This window comes from Lentzea sp. NPDC054927, assembly GCF_053610285.1.
Map to the genome: position 1 here is coordinate 1 of NZ_JBSGXZ010000080.1, position 13271 is coordinate 13271.

Annotated in this window: 15 protein-coding genes; all 15 read left to right on the forward strand. The window is 67.9% G+C overall.

From position 1 onward, the window contains the following. Positions 1–264: 264 nt before the first annotated feature. The 15 genes from ACWGE0_RS44920 (at position 265) to ACWGE0_RS44990 (ending at position 13022) form a co-directional block, all read left to right on the forward strand. Positions 265–1734: a molybdopterin-dependent oxidoreductase gene (locus ACWGE0_RS44920; RefSeq protein WP_452266965.1), complete on the forward strand. Its 1470-nt coding sequence runs from the start codon at positions 265–267 to the stop codon at positions 1732–1734. Positions 1735–2053: 319 nt separating this feature from the next. Further along, the gene (locus ACWGE0_RS44925) at positions 2054–2890 is read left to right on the forward strand and encodes a redox-sensing transcriptional repressor Rex (protein ID WP_452266966.1); all 837 of its coding nucleotides are present in this window, start codon (positions 2054–2056) and stop codon (positions 2888–2890) included. 37 nt (positions 2891–2927) lie between these two features. Next, complete coding sequence (locus tag ACWGE0_RS44930; protein ID WP_452266967.1) at positions 2928–4244, forward strand: glutamyl-tRNA reductase; 1317 nt, start codon at positions 2928–2930, stop codon at positions 4242–4244. Further along, the gene (hemC, locus tag ACWGE0_RS44935) at positions 4241–5176 is read left to right on the forward strand and encodes a hydroxymethylbilane synthase (RefSeq protein WP_452266968.1); all 936 of its coding nucleotides are present in this window, start codon (positions 4241–4243) and stop codon (positions 5174–5176) included. Before ACWGE0_RS44930 ends, hemC begins: the two co-directional genes overlap by 4 nt. Before the next feature lie 18 nt (positions 5177–5194). Then, on the forward strand, positions 5195–6727 hold the full coding sequence (locus tag ACWGE0_RS44940; RefSeq protein WP_452266969.1) for a uroporphyrinogen-III synthase: 1533 nt from the start codon (positions 5195–5197) through the stop codon (positions 6725–6727). A 75-nt stretch (positions 6728–6802) separates the two neighbouring features. Next, the gene (hemB, locus tag ACWGE0_RS44945) at positions 6803–7777 is read left to right on the forward strand and encodes a porphobilinogen synthase (RefSeq protein ID WP_452266970.1); all 975 of its coding nucleotides are present in this window, start codon (positions 6803–6805) and stop codon (positions 7775–7777) included. Beyond that, a complete protein-coding gene (locus tag ACWGE0_RS44950; protein ID WP_452266971.1) occupies positions 7762–8274 on the forward strand; it encodes a hypothetical protein in 513 nt (170 codons plus the stop codon). Before hemB ends, ACWGE0_RS44950 begins: the two co-directional genes overlap by 16 nt. A gap of 9 nt (positions 8275–8283) precedes the next feature. Next, positions 8284–8727: a hypothetical protein gene (locus ACWGE0_RS44955; protein ID WP_452266972.1), complete on the forward strand. Its 444-nt coding sequence runs from the start codon at positions 8284–8286 to the stop codon at positions 8725–8727. Then, complete coding sequence (locus tag ACWGE0_RS44960; RefSeq protein WP_452266973.1) at positions 8724–9122, forward strand: hypothetical protein; 399 nt, start codon at positions 8724–8726, stop codon at positions 9120–9122. Before ACWGE0_RS44955 ends, ACWGE0_RS44960 begins: the two co-directional genes overlap by 4 nt. Beyond that, on the forward strand, positions 9119–9739 hold the full coding sequence (locus ACWGE0_RS44965; RefSeq protein ID WP_452266974.1) for a hypothetical protein: 621 nt from the start codon (positions 9119–9121) through the stop codon (positions 9737–9739). Before ACWGE0_RS44960 ends, ACWGE0_RS44965 begins: the two co-directional genes overlap by 4 nt. After that, positions 9739–10158, forward strand: a complete 420-nt coding sequence (locus ACWGE0_RS44970) for a hypothetical protein (protein ID WP_452266975.1) — start codon at positions 9739–9741, stop codon at positions 10156–10158. The genes ACWGE0_RS44965 and ACWGE0_RS44970 overlap by 1 nt, the downstream gene beginning before the upstream one ends. 5 nt (positions 10159–10163) lie before the next feature. Next, the gene (locus ACWGE0_RS44975) at positions 10164–10535 is read left to right on the forward strand and encodes a hypothetical protein (protein WP_452266976.1); all 372 of its coding nucleotides are present in this window, start codon (positions 10164–10166) and stop codon (positions 10533–10535) included. Between the two features lie 11 nt (positions 10536–10546). After that, positions 10547–11842 carry a glutamate-1-semialdehyde 2,1-aminomutase gene (gene hemL / locus ACWGE0_RS44980; protein WP_452266977.1) on the forward strand — a complete coding sequence of 432 codons (1296 nt, stop codon included), beginning with the start codon at positions 10547–10549 and terminating at the stop codon, positions 11840–11842. Then, entirely contained in the window at positions 11839–12468 is a 630-nt protein-coding gene (locus ACWGE0_RS44985) for a histidine phosphatase family protein (RefSeq protein ID WP_452266978.1), read from the forward strand. The genes hemL and ACWGE0_RS44985 overlap by 4 nt, the downstream gene beginning before the upstream one ends. Continuing rightward, on the forward strand, positions 12465–13022 hold the full coding sequence (locus ACWGE0_RS44990; protein ID WP_452266979.1) for a TlpA family protein disulfide reductase: 558 nt from the start codon (positions 12465–12467) through the stop codon (positions 13020–13022). The genes ACWGE0_RS44985 and ACWGE0_RS44990 overlap by 4 nt, the downstream gene beginning before the upstream one ends. Positions 13023–13271: the final 249 nt, after the last annotated feature.

Below are 13271 nucleotides of genomic sequence, written 5' to 3' on the forward strand. Positions count from 1 at the left end.
GGTGTCAACTCGACGAAAAGCGTGTCGAGTTGACACCCCTCCTCAGATGCAGCAAGAGCTGAGGCACGACTCGTGACGGGACCACCCACCGGAACCTCCCGTTTCAAGCGGTAAAGACACCTCGGCTTCGCCATCGGGACTGCTCGCCTGCGGCTTCGCTTGGGGCCTCGCCTGCGGCATCGGCGTGGGCCGCCGTGGCCTGGGTGATTACCGAGGGCTTACGACCTGAGCGAACCAGGGGCAGTTGGGTGTCGTATTAGGGGTATGAAGCCCGTCAAGGCCGCGCTCACCGGTCTGCTTGCGATCATCGCTGCTCTTGCGGCTGGGCATCTGGTGGCTGCCTTCGTGGGGCTCAGTGCTTCGCCCTACCTCGCGGTGGGCAACGCGGCGATCGATCTGACGCCGTCGTGGTTGAAGGACTTTGCGGTCACGACCTTTGGGACGAACGACAAGCTCGTGCTGCTCAGCTGTATGGGGCTGGTGCTGGCAGGGGTTGGGGTGGCGGCTGGGCTGGCGAGCCGGGACAGCGCTACGCCGGGGTCCGTGGTGGCGGTGGTGCTGGGGGTCGTGGGGATCGTTGCGGTGGTTACCAGGCCGGATGTTGGGCAGCTTGCTGTGCTGGCGCCGCTGGCGAGTCTGGCGGCTGGGTTTTACGTGTTTCGGTACCTGCATGCGGAGACGAAGGAGAGCGAGTCTCGGCGGGGGTTCTTGATCACGGCTGGGGCGGCGGTGGCTGCTGGTGTGGTTGGGCAGGTTTTTGGCAATCGGACTGATGTTGAAGGGTCTCGGAAGGCTGTCGGGGATCTGACGCCCAAGGTCAAGGCGCCTGAGGTGCCGATCGGCGCGGATTTTGTGAAGGACGGGACGCCTAGTTTTGTGACTAGCGGCAAGGATTTTTATCGCATCGACACGGCGTTGAGCGTGCCTCGGATTCGGGCTGAGGAGTGGGCGCTGCGGGTGCACGGGATGGTCGAGCGGCCGATGGTGCTGACGTTCGAGGAGATTCGGCAGCGGGACCTGGTTGAGGAGACGGTCACGTTGGCGTGTGTGTCGAACGAGGTTGGTGGGCCGTACATAAGTACGGGCAGGTTTGTCGGGATCAAGATCGGTGACGTGTTGCGGGAGGCCGGGGTCAAGGCCGGGGCTGACCAGCTGTTCAGCACGAGTGACGACGGGTTCACGGCTGGTAGTCCGCTGGACTACGTGCTGGAGCGCGGGATGATCGCGATCGGGATGAACGGTGAGCCGTTGCCTGCTGAGCACGGGTTTCCGGCGCGGCTGGTGGTGCCCGGGTTGTACGGGTACGTGTCGGCTACGAAATGGGTCACCGATTTGAACGTGACGACCTTCGCCAAGGATCAGGGGTACTGGATTCCGCGAGGGTGGGCCACCAGGGCGCCCATCAAGACGATGTCCCGGATTGATCGGCCCAAGGGGCTGGGCAAGGTGCAGGGGAAGACCGTTGTCGCCGGTACTGCGTGGGCTCAGCCCACGGGGGTGGCGAAGGTCGAGGTCCGGGCTGACGGTGGGGCTTGGCAGCAGGCTGAGCTCGGGGCGGACGTCAGCGACAGCACGTGGCGGATGTGGCGGATCGAGATGGATCTCAGGCCTGGGAACCATTCGGTCGAATGCCGTGCGACGGACAAGAGCGGATATACCCAGGACCAAGCGCGGCTCGATCCGGTTCCTGACGGCGCCACTGGATGGCATTCGATTTCTTTTACGGTCGAGTGAACGGGACCCGTGATCGTGCGGTGGCCGTCGGGCCTGCGTTGATGGCGTGTGCAAGTACCACCAACTCAACATCAACAGGCACTTTCCTACTACCAACTGGTCGTGTCCCGTCCTGCGGCGGCACCGATCGAGCCACGCATCGCTGCCGAGTTGGGTGTAGGTAGCGGCGGTTCGATCATGGGTTGGTAGTACTTGCACACGCCACCAGCAGAAGCGACTTTGCCGGGGCCCGGGGGTCACCCCGTAGTGATCATGTGGCGCTCCGGTGCTGGTCACGCCCTGTGACCAGCGGTGTGACGGCTGGGCGCCGACTTTGTGCATGCGTTCACAAGCGGTACGGTGTGTTCATCACCAACGCCGCGGGGTCACTGCGGTGAGGCACACCCGGAGGTCGGAGAGCGTGGCATCACAGCGGGGCGAAGGTGAGACGACCACCACCCCTCTGGAGCCTGCCGACAGGGAGCGCGCTCGTGCGATTCCCGAGGCGGCGGTGGCCAGGCTCGCTGTCTATCTGCGCGTGCTGTCCGGCATGGCCGACCAGGGCATCAATGCTGTTTCGAGCGAAGAGCTCAGTCAGGCCGCCGGGGTCAACGCGGCCAAGCTTCGCAAGGACCTGAGCTACATCGGCTCGTACGGCACGAGGGGTGTCGGGTACGACGTCGAGGTCCTCGTGAGCCACATCGAGCGCATCCTCGGGCTCACCCGGAACCACTCCGTGGCCGTCGTCGGCATCGGTAACCTTGGTCACGCTCTGGCCAACTACGGCGGGTTCCCCGGCCGTGGGTTCCCGGTCACAGCGCTCTTCGACGTGGACGAGGATCTCGTCGGAATCCCTGTTGGGGGCATTCCCGTCAGCCACATCGACGACATCACCGCGGTCTGCGTGGAACGCGAGGTCTCGATCGGCGTGATCGCGACGCCGCCGCCCGCCGCTCAGTCGGTTTGCGACCGTTTGGTATCTGCGGGCGTCCAGTGCATTCTGAACTTTGCACCAGTTGTCCTTCAAGTTCCAGACAACGTCGAGGTGCGCAAGGTTGACTTGGCGGTCGAGATGCAGATCCTGTCGTTCCACGTCGCTCGACGTGCGGACGAGGCTGCCAGCGTCTCGGTCGGCAACAACGGACTCGGTGTGGACGGGATGGTGATTCGCCCGTGAGCGTGAGCCAGACGGCTCCGGCAGACGTGGTGAGTACATGAGTGTGCTCGTAGTCGGTCTGTCGCACCGCACCGCCCCAGTCCCGGTCCTCGAACGCGTCACCGTGGCCGAGCCGAACCTGCCCAAGGTCCTCGGTCAGCTGCTCGCCGCCCCCAGCGTCTCCGAGGCGATGGTCCTGTCGACCTGCAACAGGGTCGAGGTCTACGCCGTCGTCGAGTCGTTCCACGGCGGCATGTCCGAGGTCGTCGAGGTGCTCGCGCAGCACGCTCAGGTCGACCCGCAGTCGCTGTACGAGAACTTTTACGTGCATTACGCCGCCGCTGCCGTGGAACACCTGTTCTCGGTCGCTGCGGGCCTCGACTCGATGGTCGTCGGCGAGTCCCAGATCCTGGGCCAGCTGCGCGGTGCGTACGCGGCGGCGGACGAGGCGGGCACCGTCGGCAAGACCGTCCACGAGCTCACTCAGAACGCTTTGCGCGTCGGCAAGCGCGTGCACGCCGAGACCGGGATCGACCACGCGGGTGCGTCGGTCGTGTCCGAGGCCCTCGGTGACGCCGAGGCCGAACTGGGCACGCTCGTCGGCAAGCGCGCGCTGCTCGTCGGCGCCGGTGCCATGGGTGGCCTGGCCGCCGCGCACCTGCGCAGGGCGGGCGTCGGCGAAGTCGTCATCGCGAACCGGACGCAGGCCAACGGTGTGCGTCTCGCCACGTCGCTGAAGGCCGAGGGCGTCCCCGCGACGGCCGTCGACCTCTCCGCGCTGGCCGTCGAGATCGATCTCGCGGACATCGTCTTCGCGTGCACCGGGTCGGTCGACACGGTCGTGCGCGCGGACATGATCAGCAAGCGCTCACGGCCGTTGGTCATGTGCGACCTGGGCCTGCCCAAGGACGTCGACCCGGCCGCGGCCGAGCTGCCGAACGTTCGTGTGGTGGACCTGGAAACGCTCCAGCGACGGCTCTCGGACGCGCCCGCCGGCCAGGACGCCCGCCTGGCGGCCACGCTGGTCGCCGACGAGGTCAGGTCCTACCTCGCCGGACAGCGGTCCGCCGAGGTCACGCCGACCGTCACGGCCCTGCGCAAGCGGGCGGCCGAGGTGGTCGACGCCGAACTGCTCCGTCTTGATTCGCGACTTCCCGAACTGGACCCCGCGACACGCGGTGAATTGGCCAAGACGGTGCGCCGCGTTGTAGACAAGCTCCTGCACACGCCGACCGTCCGGGTGAAGGAGCTCGCTTCCGCACCTGGTGGGACCGGCTACGCGGAGGCTCTCCGCGAACTGTTCGGGCTCGACCCCCAGACGCCTGGGGTTGTCAGTCAGACCAAGCAAGCTTCTGTGGATGGTGAAACGCGGTGACCCGCACCCTACGGATCGGTACCCGAGGCAGCGCACTGGCGCTCGCACAGACGGGGACCGTGGCCGAGGCGTTGAAGGCTGCTGGAGCGCAGGTCGAGATCGTCGTCATCAAGACGCCGGGCGACCTCTCCGACGCCCCCATCGCGCAGATCGGCATCGGCGTGTTCACGTCGGCTCTTCGCGACGCGCTCGCCAACAACGAGATCGATGTCGCCGTCCACTCCTACAAGGACCTCCCGACCGCACCGGACAAGCGTCTGGTGCTCGCGGCGGTGCCCCAGCGCGAAGACCCGCGCGACGCTCTCGTGGCGCGCGACGGTCTCACGCTCGGCGAGCTGCCGCCGGGGTCCACTGTGGGCACCGGATCCCCGCGCCGTGCCGCTCAGCTGGAGGCGTTGGGCCTCGGGCTGGACATCGTTCCGTTGCGGGGCAACGTGGACACGCGGATCGGCAAGGTCCGCAACGGTGAGCTCGACGCCGTGGTGCTGGCGAGGGCCGGCATCGCGCGTCTCGGTCGCACGAGCGAGATCACCGAGAACCTGGAGCCCATCCAGATGCTTCCCGCACCCGCACAGGGTGCGTTGGCAGTCGAGTGCCGGGTCGACGACGTCGACGCCGAGCACCTGATCCAGTCCACTTTGGACGATTCGGCCAGCCGGGCCGCTGTGACCGCAGAGCGCGCCATGCTGGCCGCACTCGAGGCGGGCTGCAGTGCGCCGGTCGGCGCGCTGGCCGATGTGGTGGAAGACCTCGACGACGAGGGGAAGGTCGTGTATCGGCTTTCCCTGCGCGGGGTCGCTGCGACGCCGGAGAACGATCTCCTCCGTGCGTCCGCCACCGGTGACTTGACCGAAGCTGAGGGACTCGGCCGTGCGCTGGCCGCCGAGTTGCTCGACCTCGGGGCCGCCGTTCTCAGCGGCCCAGAGGCGTAATCGATGGGGAGTGCCCTGATGACCCGCGCACGCAAGACCCCCGGACGCATCGCCTTCGTGGGCTCCGGCCCAGGCGACACCGGGCTGCTCACGGTCCGGGCCCACGACTTGCTCACCAGGGCTGAACTCGTGGTCACCGACCCGGACGTCCCTTCGGACGTCCTCGCGACCGTGCCCGAGGGAGTCGAGGTCCGCCCCGCTGTCGGCGAGGCCGCCGACGTCGCCAAGGACCTGGTCGCGGAGGCGAAGAACGGCGCGACCGTCGTTCGCCTCGTCGCGGGTGACCCGCTCACCCTCGACTCCGTCGTGAAGGAAGCGCAGGCCGTAGCGAAGTCGACGATCCCGTTCGACGTCGTTCCCGGTGTGCCTTCCGGTACCGCGGTTCCCGCCTACGCGGGTGTCGCGCTCGGTGGCGTGCACACCGAGGTCGACGTGCGCTCGGTGAGCGACTGGGCAGGCCTCGCCGCCGCGCCCGGCACGCTCGTCCTGCACGCGACGGGCTCGCACCTCGCCGAGGCCGCGTCGAACCTGGTCGAGAACGGCCTCGCGCCGCAGACCCCGGTCGCCGTGACCGCCGAAGGCACCGGATTCCAGCAGCGCACCATCGACACCACGCTGGCCTCTGTCGCGGCCGACGCCGGTGAGATGGGCGGCCCGCTGGTCGTCACGGTCGGTGCCGCCGCCGCCGCGCGTTCGAGGCTCTCCTGGTGGGAGTCGCGGGCGCTCTACGGCTGGCGCGTGCTGGTCCCGCGGACCAAGGAGCAGGCCGGCGCGATGTCCGAGCGTCTGCACTCGCACGGCGCCATTGCCGTCGAGGTGCCGACGATCTCGGTCGAGCCGCCGCGCAGCCCCGCGCAGATGGAGCGTTCGGTCAAGGGTCTGGTCGACGGCCGCTACCAGTGGGTCGTCTTCACCTCGACCAACGCCGTTCGCGCGGTGTGGGAGAAGTTCCGCGAGTTCGGTCTGGACGCTCGTGCGTTCTCCGGCGTGAAGATCGCCTGCGTCGGCGAGGCCACGGCCGCGAAGGTGCGCTCGTTCGGCATCATCCCCGAGCTCGTGCCGTCCGGTGAGCAGTCGTCCGAGGGTCTCCTCAACGACTTCCCGCCCTACGACGACATCCTGGACCCGGTCGACCGCGTGCTGCTGCCGCGGGCCGACATCGCCACCGAGACGCTGGCCGCAGGCCTTCGTGAGCGTGGCTGGGAAATCGACGACGTGACGGCGTACCGCACTGTCCGTGCGGCCCCGCCGCCCGCCGACACCCGCGAGATGATCAAGTCCGGTGGCTTCGACGCGGTGTGCTTCACCTCGTCGTCGACCGTGCGGAACCTGGTCGGCATCGCGGGCAAGCCGCACGCCCGCACGCTCGTCGCGTGCATCGGCCCGCAGACCGCCGAGACGGCGCGGGAGTTCGGCCTCCGGGTCGACGTGCAGCCCGAGGAGGCGAACGTGCCCGCGCTGGTCGACGCGCTGGCCGCCCACGCCGCCCGGTTGCGCGCCGAGGGAGCGCTGCCTCCTCCGCGCAAGACCAAGCGTCTGCGCCGCAGCTAGTTCAACCAAGCCGTCGGGGCCACTCAAGATCCTTTGAGTGGCCCCTTCGACTCTCTTCAGTCAGGGAGTCCCGCCGTGTACCCACTTCACCGGCCGAGGCGTCTGCGCACGACGCCCGCCATGCGCCGCCTGGTCTCCGAGACCGAGGTGCGCCCGAGGCAGCTCGTGCTGCCGATGTTCGTCAAGGAAGGCCTGGCCGCGCCCTCCGAGATCAGCAGCATGCCCGGCGTCCTGCAGCACAGCCGTGAGTCGCTGCGCAAAGCCGCGGTCGAGGCCGTGCAGGCAGGGGTCGGCGGCATCATGCTGTTCGGCGTGCCGGCCGAGCGCGACGCCGTCGGTTCCGGCGCGACCGACCCGGACGGCATCCTCAACGCCGCACTGGGCGACCTGCGCGCGGAGCTGGGCGACAGCACCGTGCTCATGTCCGACTGCTGCCTCGACGAGTTCACCGACCACGGCCACTGCGGCGTGCTCACCGCGGAGGGCGCCGTCGACAACGACGCGACCCTCGAGGTCTACGGCGAGATGGCCGTGGCCCAGGCGCGCGCCGGTGCCCACGTCGTCGGCCCCAGCGGCATGATGGACGGCCAGATCGCCTTCATCCGCAACGCCCTGGACCAGGCGGGTCTCTCCGACACCGGCGTCCTCGCCTACTCGGCCAAGTACGCCTCCGCGTTCTACGGCCCGTTCCGCGACGCCGTCGAGTCGCAGCTGTCCGGTGACCGCAAGACCTACCAGCAGGACCCCGCGAACGCCCGCGAGGCGATCCGCGAGGTGCAGCTGGACCTCGCGGAGGGCGCGGACATGGTCATGGTCAAGCCGGCGCTGCTGTACCTGGACGTGCTGCGGTCCGTTGCCGAGATCTCGGACGTTCCCGTTGCGGCGTACCAGATCTCCGGCGAGTACGCGATGATCGAGGCCGCCGCCGCGAACGGCTGGATCGAGCGCGAGCGTTCGATCCTCGAGTCGCTCACGTCCATCCGGCGTGCGGGTGCGGACATCGTGCTGACGTACTGGGCAGTGGAAGCTGCGCAGTGGCTCGACCGGTAACCACCACACCTCCACCCAAGCTGATCAACGTCGCGCGCTGGTTGTGGATCGCCAGCGCGGGCGTCGGCATGGCGCGGTTCCTCGCCCAGCTCTTCGACCGCGAAACGCTCGTGTCCGAGGCGCGCAGGCAGAACCCCGCACTCGGCCAGGACCAGATCGACGCGGGCGTCAACGGCGGGATCCTGTTCGGCCTGCTGATCGCGACCGTGATTCTCGTCGCGTACACGCGGCTGGCGAACGCGATGGCGCGCGGGCGGAACTGGGCCAGGATCGTCCTCACGGTCCTCGGCGCCGCGTCCGTCGCGTTCGGACTGTTCCGCCTGATCGCCTGGGGCAGCGGGATCGCCGCCGACTTCGGGGTGACGATGCAGCCGGTCGATCTCGGTGCCACGGTCGTGACGACCGTGCTGGACGCGTCCGCGATCGTGCTGATGTACCGGGAGTCGGCGCACTTCAGGAAGCGCGTCACGGTGGACAGCACCTTCCTGCGGTCCTAAGTTCCGACCGTGACGTCTCCGAAGGAATCGGGCACTCCCGGCACGATCAACGCGGGCTACTGGCTCGTCGTCCTCGGCTCCGCGCTCGGCGTGGTCGCCACGTTGTACGTGCTGCTGAACAAGCAGGCACTGATCGACGTGAGCGTGCAGGCCAACAAGGATCCGAAGATCACGCCGGACATGATCGCCTCGACGGTCAACACCATCCTGACCGTCTCGGTGGTGGTCACGCTCGTGATCGCCGCGCTCGCGGTGTGGTTCGCGGGCAAGGTTCGCGGCGGCCTGAAGAAGAGCCGCACCGGGCTGATGATCACGTTGCTGCTCGGGCTGTTCTTCCAGCTGCTCACGAACACGCTCGGCGTGGTGACGGCGCTGATCGCCATCTCCGGCCTGGTGCTGTTCTACTTCCGGCTGTCGTCCGAGTACCTGACCGAGCGCGAGCAGCTGACGTGAACGAAGCACCGAGGCCGGTTCGCATCGCGGTCGGCCTGTGGCTCGCGCTCGCGGTGTTCGTGCTGTTCACCACTGCCGGGTTGTGGTTCCAGCGCGGTGAGATCGAGAAGCTGAGTGGAAAGCCGCCAGGCGAGGTCACCGTCTTCCTGATCTCCCTGACCGTGCCCGCGGTGATCTTCGCCGCGCTCTACGGCTGGCTGACCCGCCTCTTCCTCCGGCGCAGGAACTGGGCGCGCATCGCGTTGTCGCTGCTGTCGATCGTCCACATGCTCTGGTTGCTGATCGTCGGCATCAGCCCGGCGAGCCTGGTCACGCTTCTGCTCATCTGTGCCGCAATCGTCTTCACGTGGCAGTCGGCTACGGCACAGTGGTTGGCGGAGGTGCGTGAGAAGTGACCGATCCGCAGAACCCGGCCCCGAACCCCTGGGCGAACCCCGACACCGCGCAGTGGCAGCAGGCGCCGACCGTCAGCCATGGTGCGGAGTTCGGCCAGTACCAGGTGGCTCCGGTCAACAACATGGGCTTCGCGATGCCGGCGATGACTCCCGCTCTGCCGCAGGAGATGGCACCGGCGCGGCCGCCGACGATCACCGCCGCGATGTGGATCTGGATCGCGGCCGCCGTGCTCTCCGTCGCCATCGGCCCGGTGCTGATGCTCACCAACATGGACTACCTCATCGCGCAGGACGCCACCAGTTCGACGGCCGACGGTCGTCAGGCGGCTGAGCTGGGCTTGCAGGCCGTGACGGCAGTGGTGGGCTTCGGCATGCTCATCGCCGCCGCGCCGTACATCGCGTTCGCCGTGGTGCTGCGCAACGGTCACAACTGGGCACGGATCCTGCTCACGATCCTCGGCATGCTCGGGCTGGTGGCGATGGTCGCGATCACGTTGGTGGGCCTGCAGGCGCCGTCGTGGCAGGCGGGCGTGACGATCGGCATCGTCGTGATCGGGCTGACCGTCGCGGCCGTGGTGCTGCAGTTCCTCCCGGCGTCGAACAAGTTCGTGCGGTAGTGCTGTACCGGGAGTCCGGCAGCAGCTGGTGGCCGCTTCTGTGGGGACCCGCGTTCGCGATCGCCGGATACCTGATCGAGCTGATCACCGGGCCGGCGTCGGTGGCGCTGTGGACGATCGTGGGGCTCGGGCTGACGCTCGGCGCGGTGTTGTGGGTGTACGGCAGGGTGAAGACCGGCAGCGTCGTGCTGACAGCCGAGGAAGCCCAGTTCGGACGGGAGAAGCTGCCGGTCGCGATGATCGAGGCCTGTCAGGACGTCGGTGCGCCGACGGGTGCGCGGGTGCTCGGCGGCGGCTGGTCGGTGCCGAAGGGGACGACCGCGGTGCCGCTGCGGCTGCTCGACGGAGTGGTGGTGCTGGGCTGGGCGCGTGATCCGGAAGCCTTGCTCGCGGGCCTGCGCCGGGTCGTGAGAGGCTGAGCGACGTGACAGAGGCCGCAACCGAGTCAGAGACGGACACGGTGCCGGAGCACGAGCCGGTGGCTGAGGCCGACCAGGCGCCGCCGGCCGGACCGAGCCTGCACCAGCCCAAGCGGTGGCTCATCGCCGCCGGTGAGTTCGTCGCGATCGTGCTGCTGGTGATCGCCGCCGTGTGGTGCTGGAACCGCGGCGTCGTGCAGCTCGCGTACCCGATCGAGGGCCGCGAGCCGTTGATCTCCACGCGCTATCACGGCAACTGGCTCGGCACCGCCGCCGGAGCGATCACGCTGGCCGTGGTCCTGGGCCTCGACGCGGTGCGGCAGGTCGTGCTGGCCGTGCGCACCCGGCCGCAGAAAGCCGCAGAAGCCGACGTGTGAGACTGGGGTACGTGACTGCGAGTCGATCCCAGGCCCTGTTCGAGCGCGCGTCGGCGCTGACCCCCGGTGGGGTCAACTCGCCGGTGCGGGCGTTCCACTCCGTCGGCGGAACCCCGCGTTTCATGGTGCGCGGCGAGGGCCCGCACCTGTGGGACGCGGACGGAAACCGGTACGTCGACCTGGTGGCCTCGTGGGGCCCGATGATCCTCGGGCACGCCCACCCGTCCGTGGTCGAGGCCGTGCAGAAGGCGGCCGCTTCCGGCCTGTCGTTCGGCACGCCGACCGAGGGTGAGATCGACCTCGCGGCCGAGATCATCGACCGGGTCGAGCCGGTCCGCCAGGTGCGCCTGGTCAACTCGGGCACCGAGGCCACGATGAGCGCGATCCGTCTCGCGCGCGGCTTCACCGAGCGGCGCAAGGTCATCAAGTTCGCCGGTTGCTACCACGGTCACGTCGACGCGCTGCTGGCTCAGGCCGGCTCCGGCGTCGCGACCCTGGGCCTGCCCTCGTCGCCCGGCGTCACGGGCGCGCAGGCCGAGGACACGATCGTGCTGCCGTACAACGACATCGAGGCCGTGCGCGCGGCGTTCGCCGAGAACGCCGACGAGATCGCCTGCATCATCACCGAGGCCGCGGCGGGCAACATGGGTGCGGTCGCGCCTTCGTCCGACTTCAACGCGGGCCTGCGCGAGATCTGCGACGCCGACGGCGCGTTGCTGATCATGGACGAGGTCATGACCGGCTTCCGCGTCTCGCGTGCCGGCTGGTTCGGCCTGGAGCGGGTGCGCGGCGACCTTTACACGTTCGGCAAGGTCATGTCCGGCGGCCTGCCCGCGGCGGCGTTCGGCGGCCGCGCGGACGTGATGGCTCGGCTCGCGCCGTCCGGCCCGGTCTACCAGGCGGGCACGCTGTCCGGTAACCCCGTCGCGGTGGCAGCGGGCCTGGCGACGCTGCGTGCGGCGGACGACGAGGTCTACGCAGCGCTGAACCGCAACGCCACGCGCCTGGGCGCGCTGTTCACCTCGGCCCTGACCGACGCCGGTGTCGAGCACCGCGTGCAGTTCGCTGGGAACCTGGTGAGCGTGTTCTTCGGTTCTAGTGAGGTGACGAACTACGCGGGCGCACAGGCGTGTGAGACGTGGCGGTTCCCGCCGTTCTTCCACGCTCTGCTGGAACGGGGCGTGTACGCGCCGCCGTCGGCCTACGAGGCGTGGTTCGTCAACGCCGCCATGGGTGAAGAGGAGTTCGCTGTGATCGCCGACGCGCTGCCGCACGCGGCCCGCGCCGCCAAGGAGGCCCGCTCGTGACCCGCACCGTCGTCCACCTGCTCCGTCACGGCGAGGTGCACAACCCGACCGGCATTCTTTACGGCCGCATTCCCGGGTTCCGGTTGTCGGAGCGTGGGCAGAAGCAGGCCCTGACGGTGGCTGAGTTCCTGGCTGACCACGACATCGTGCATGTTGTCGCGTCGCCGTTGGAGAGGGCTCAGCAGACCGCTGCTCCCATCGCTGACTCACATCGGCTGGAACTGGCGACTGATGAGCGGTTGATCGAGGCTGACAACCAGTTCGAGGGGTTGAAGGTTGCTGTCGGGGACGGGGCTTTGCGGTCTCCTCAGCATTGGGGGAAGTTGGTCAACCCCTTCAAGCCTTCCTGGGGTGAGCCCTACATCGAGATCGCTCATCGGATGCTGGGGGCGGTGCAGAAGGCCCGGGCCGCTGCTGAGGGGCATGAGGCGGTTTGTGTTTCGCATCAGTTGCCCATTTGGACTGTGCGGCGGTTTTTGGAGGGGAAGAGGATGTGGCACGACCCGCGGAAGCGGGAGTGTTCGCTCGCCTCGTTGACCTCGTTGATCTTTGAGGGTGAGCAGTTGGTTCGGATTGCTTATTCTGAGCCGGTTGGGGCTACCAATCCTCGGGTGACTGGGGCATGAAACGGCTGCTTGTGTTGTTGTTGCTGGTTTCTGGGTGCACGGTGGGGAAGGACGCGGCTCAGATCGGGGCTGGGGATTTCTACCTGGTGGCGCCTGGGGGGCAGGTCAAGATCCGTTACGACGTGGCTGACCGGAAGGAACTCAAGGGGCTCGAAGGCGAGTCTCTGATGGAGGACGGGAAGACCGTTCGGCTGTCCGATTTTGGTGGGAAGCCGGTGGTGATCAATGTTTGGGGGGCCTGGTGTGGGCCCTGTCGGACTGAGGCGCCGGAGATGCAGAAGTTGTTCGATGGCGGGACGCAGGTGCTGGGGGTTGATGTGAAGGAGACTGCCAAGTCTCATCCCCAGGATTTCATGCGCAGCCGGTCGTTGACGTATCCGTCTATTTATGACGCTTCTTCGCGTAGTTTTATCAACGTGTTCAAGGGGATTCCGGCTAATACGGTGCCGTCTACGTTTGTGGTGGACAAGGAGCATCGGGTGGCGGCGGTGTTTTTGGTGCCGGTGTTGGCGGGTGATGTTCAGGGTGTGTTGGACGATCTCGCGAAGGAGTGACGGTGGTGGTCGGGTTGGGTGCGTTGGTTCCTGTTTAGGGATTTCGGGGCTCCGCCCCGGACCCCGCCAATCTGATCAAGGACCTTGTCCTCCGCCGTGCGTGGGTTGATGGCACGCCTGTTGCGTTGGGCGGAGTTGCGTTGCGTAGGTGGTGCGGTTCGGGTGGGTGGTCCCGTCACAAGCCGGGCCAGAGCGAGCCACAACCAGGCAGGGGTGTCAACTCGACGAAAAGCGTGTCGAGTTGACACC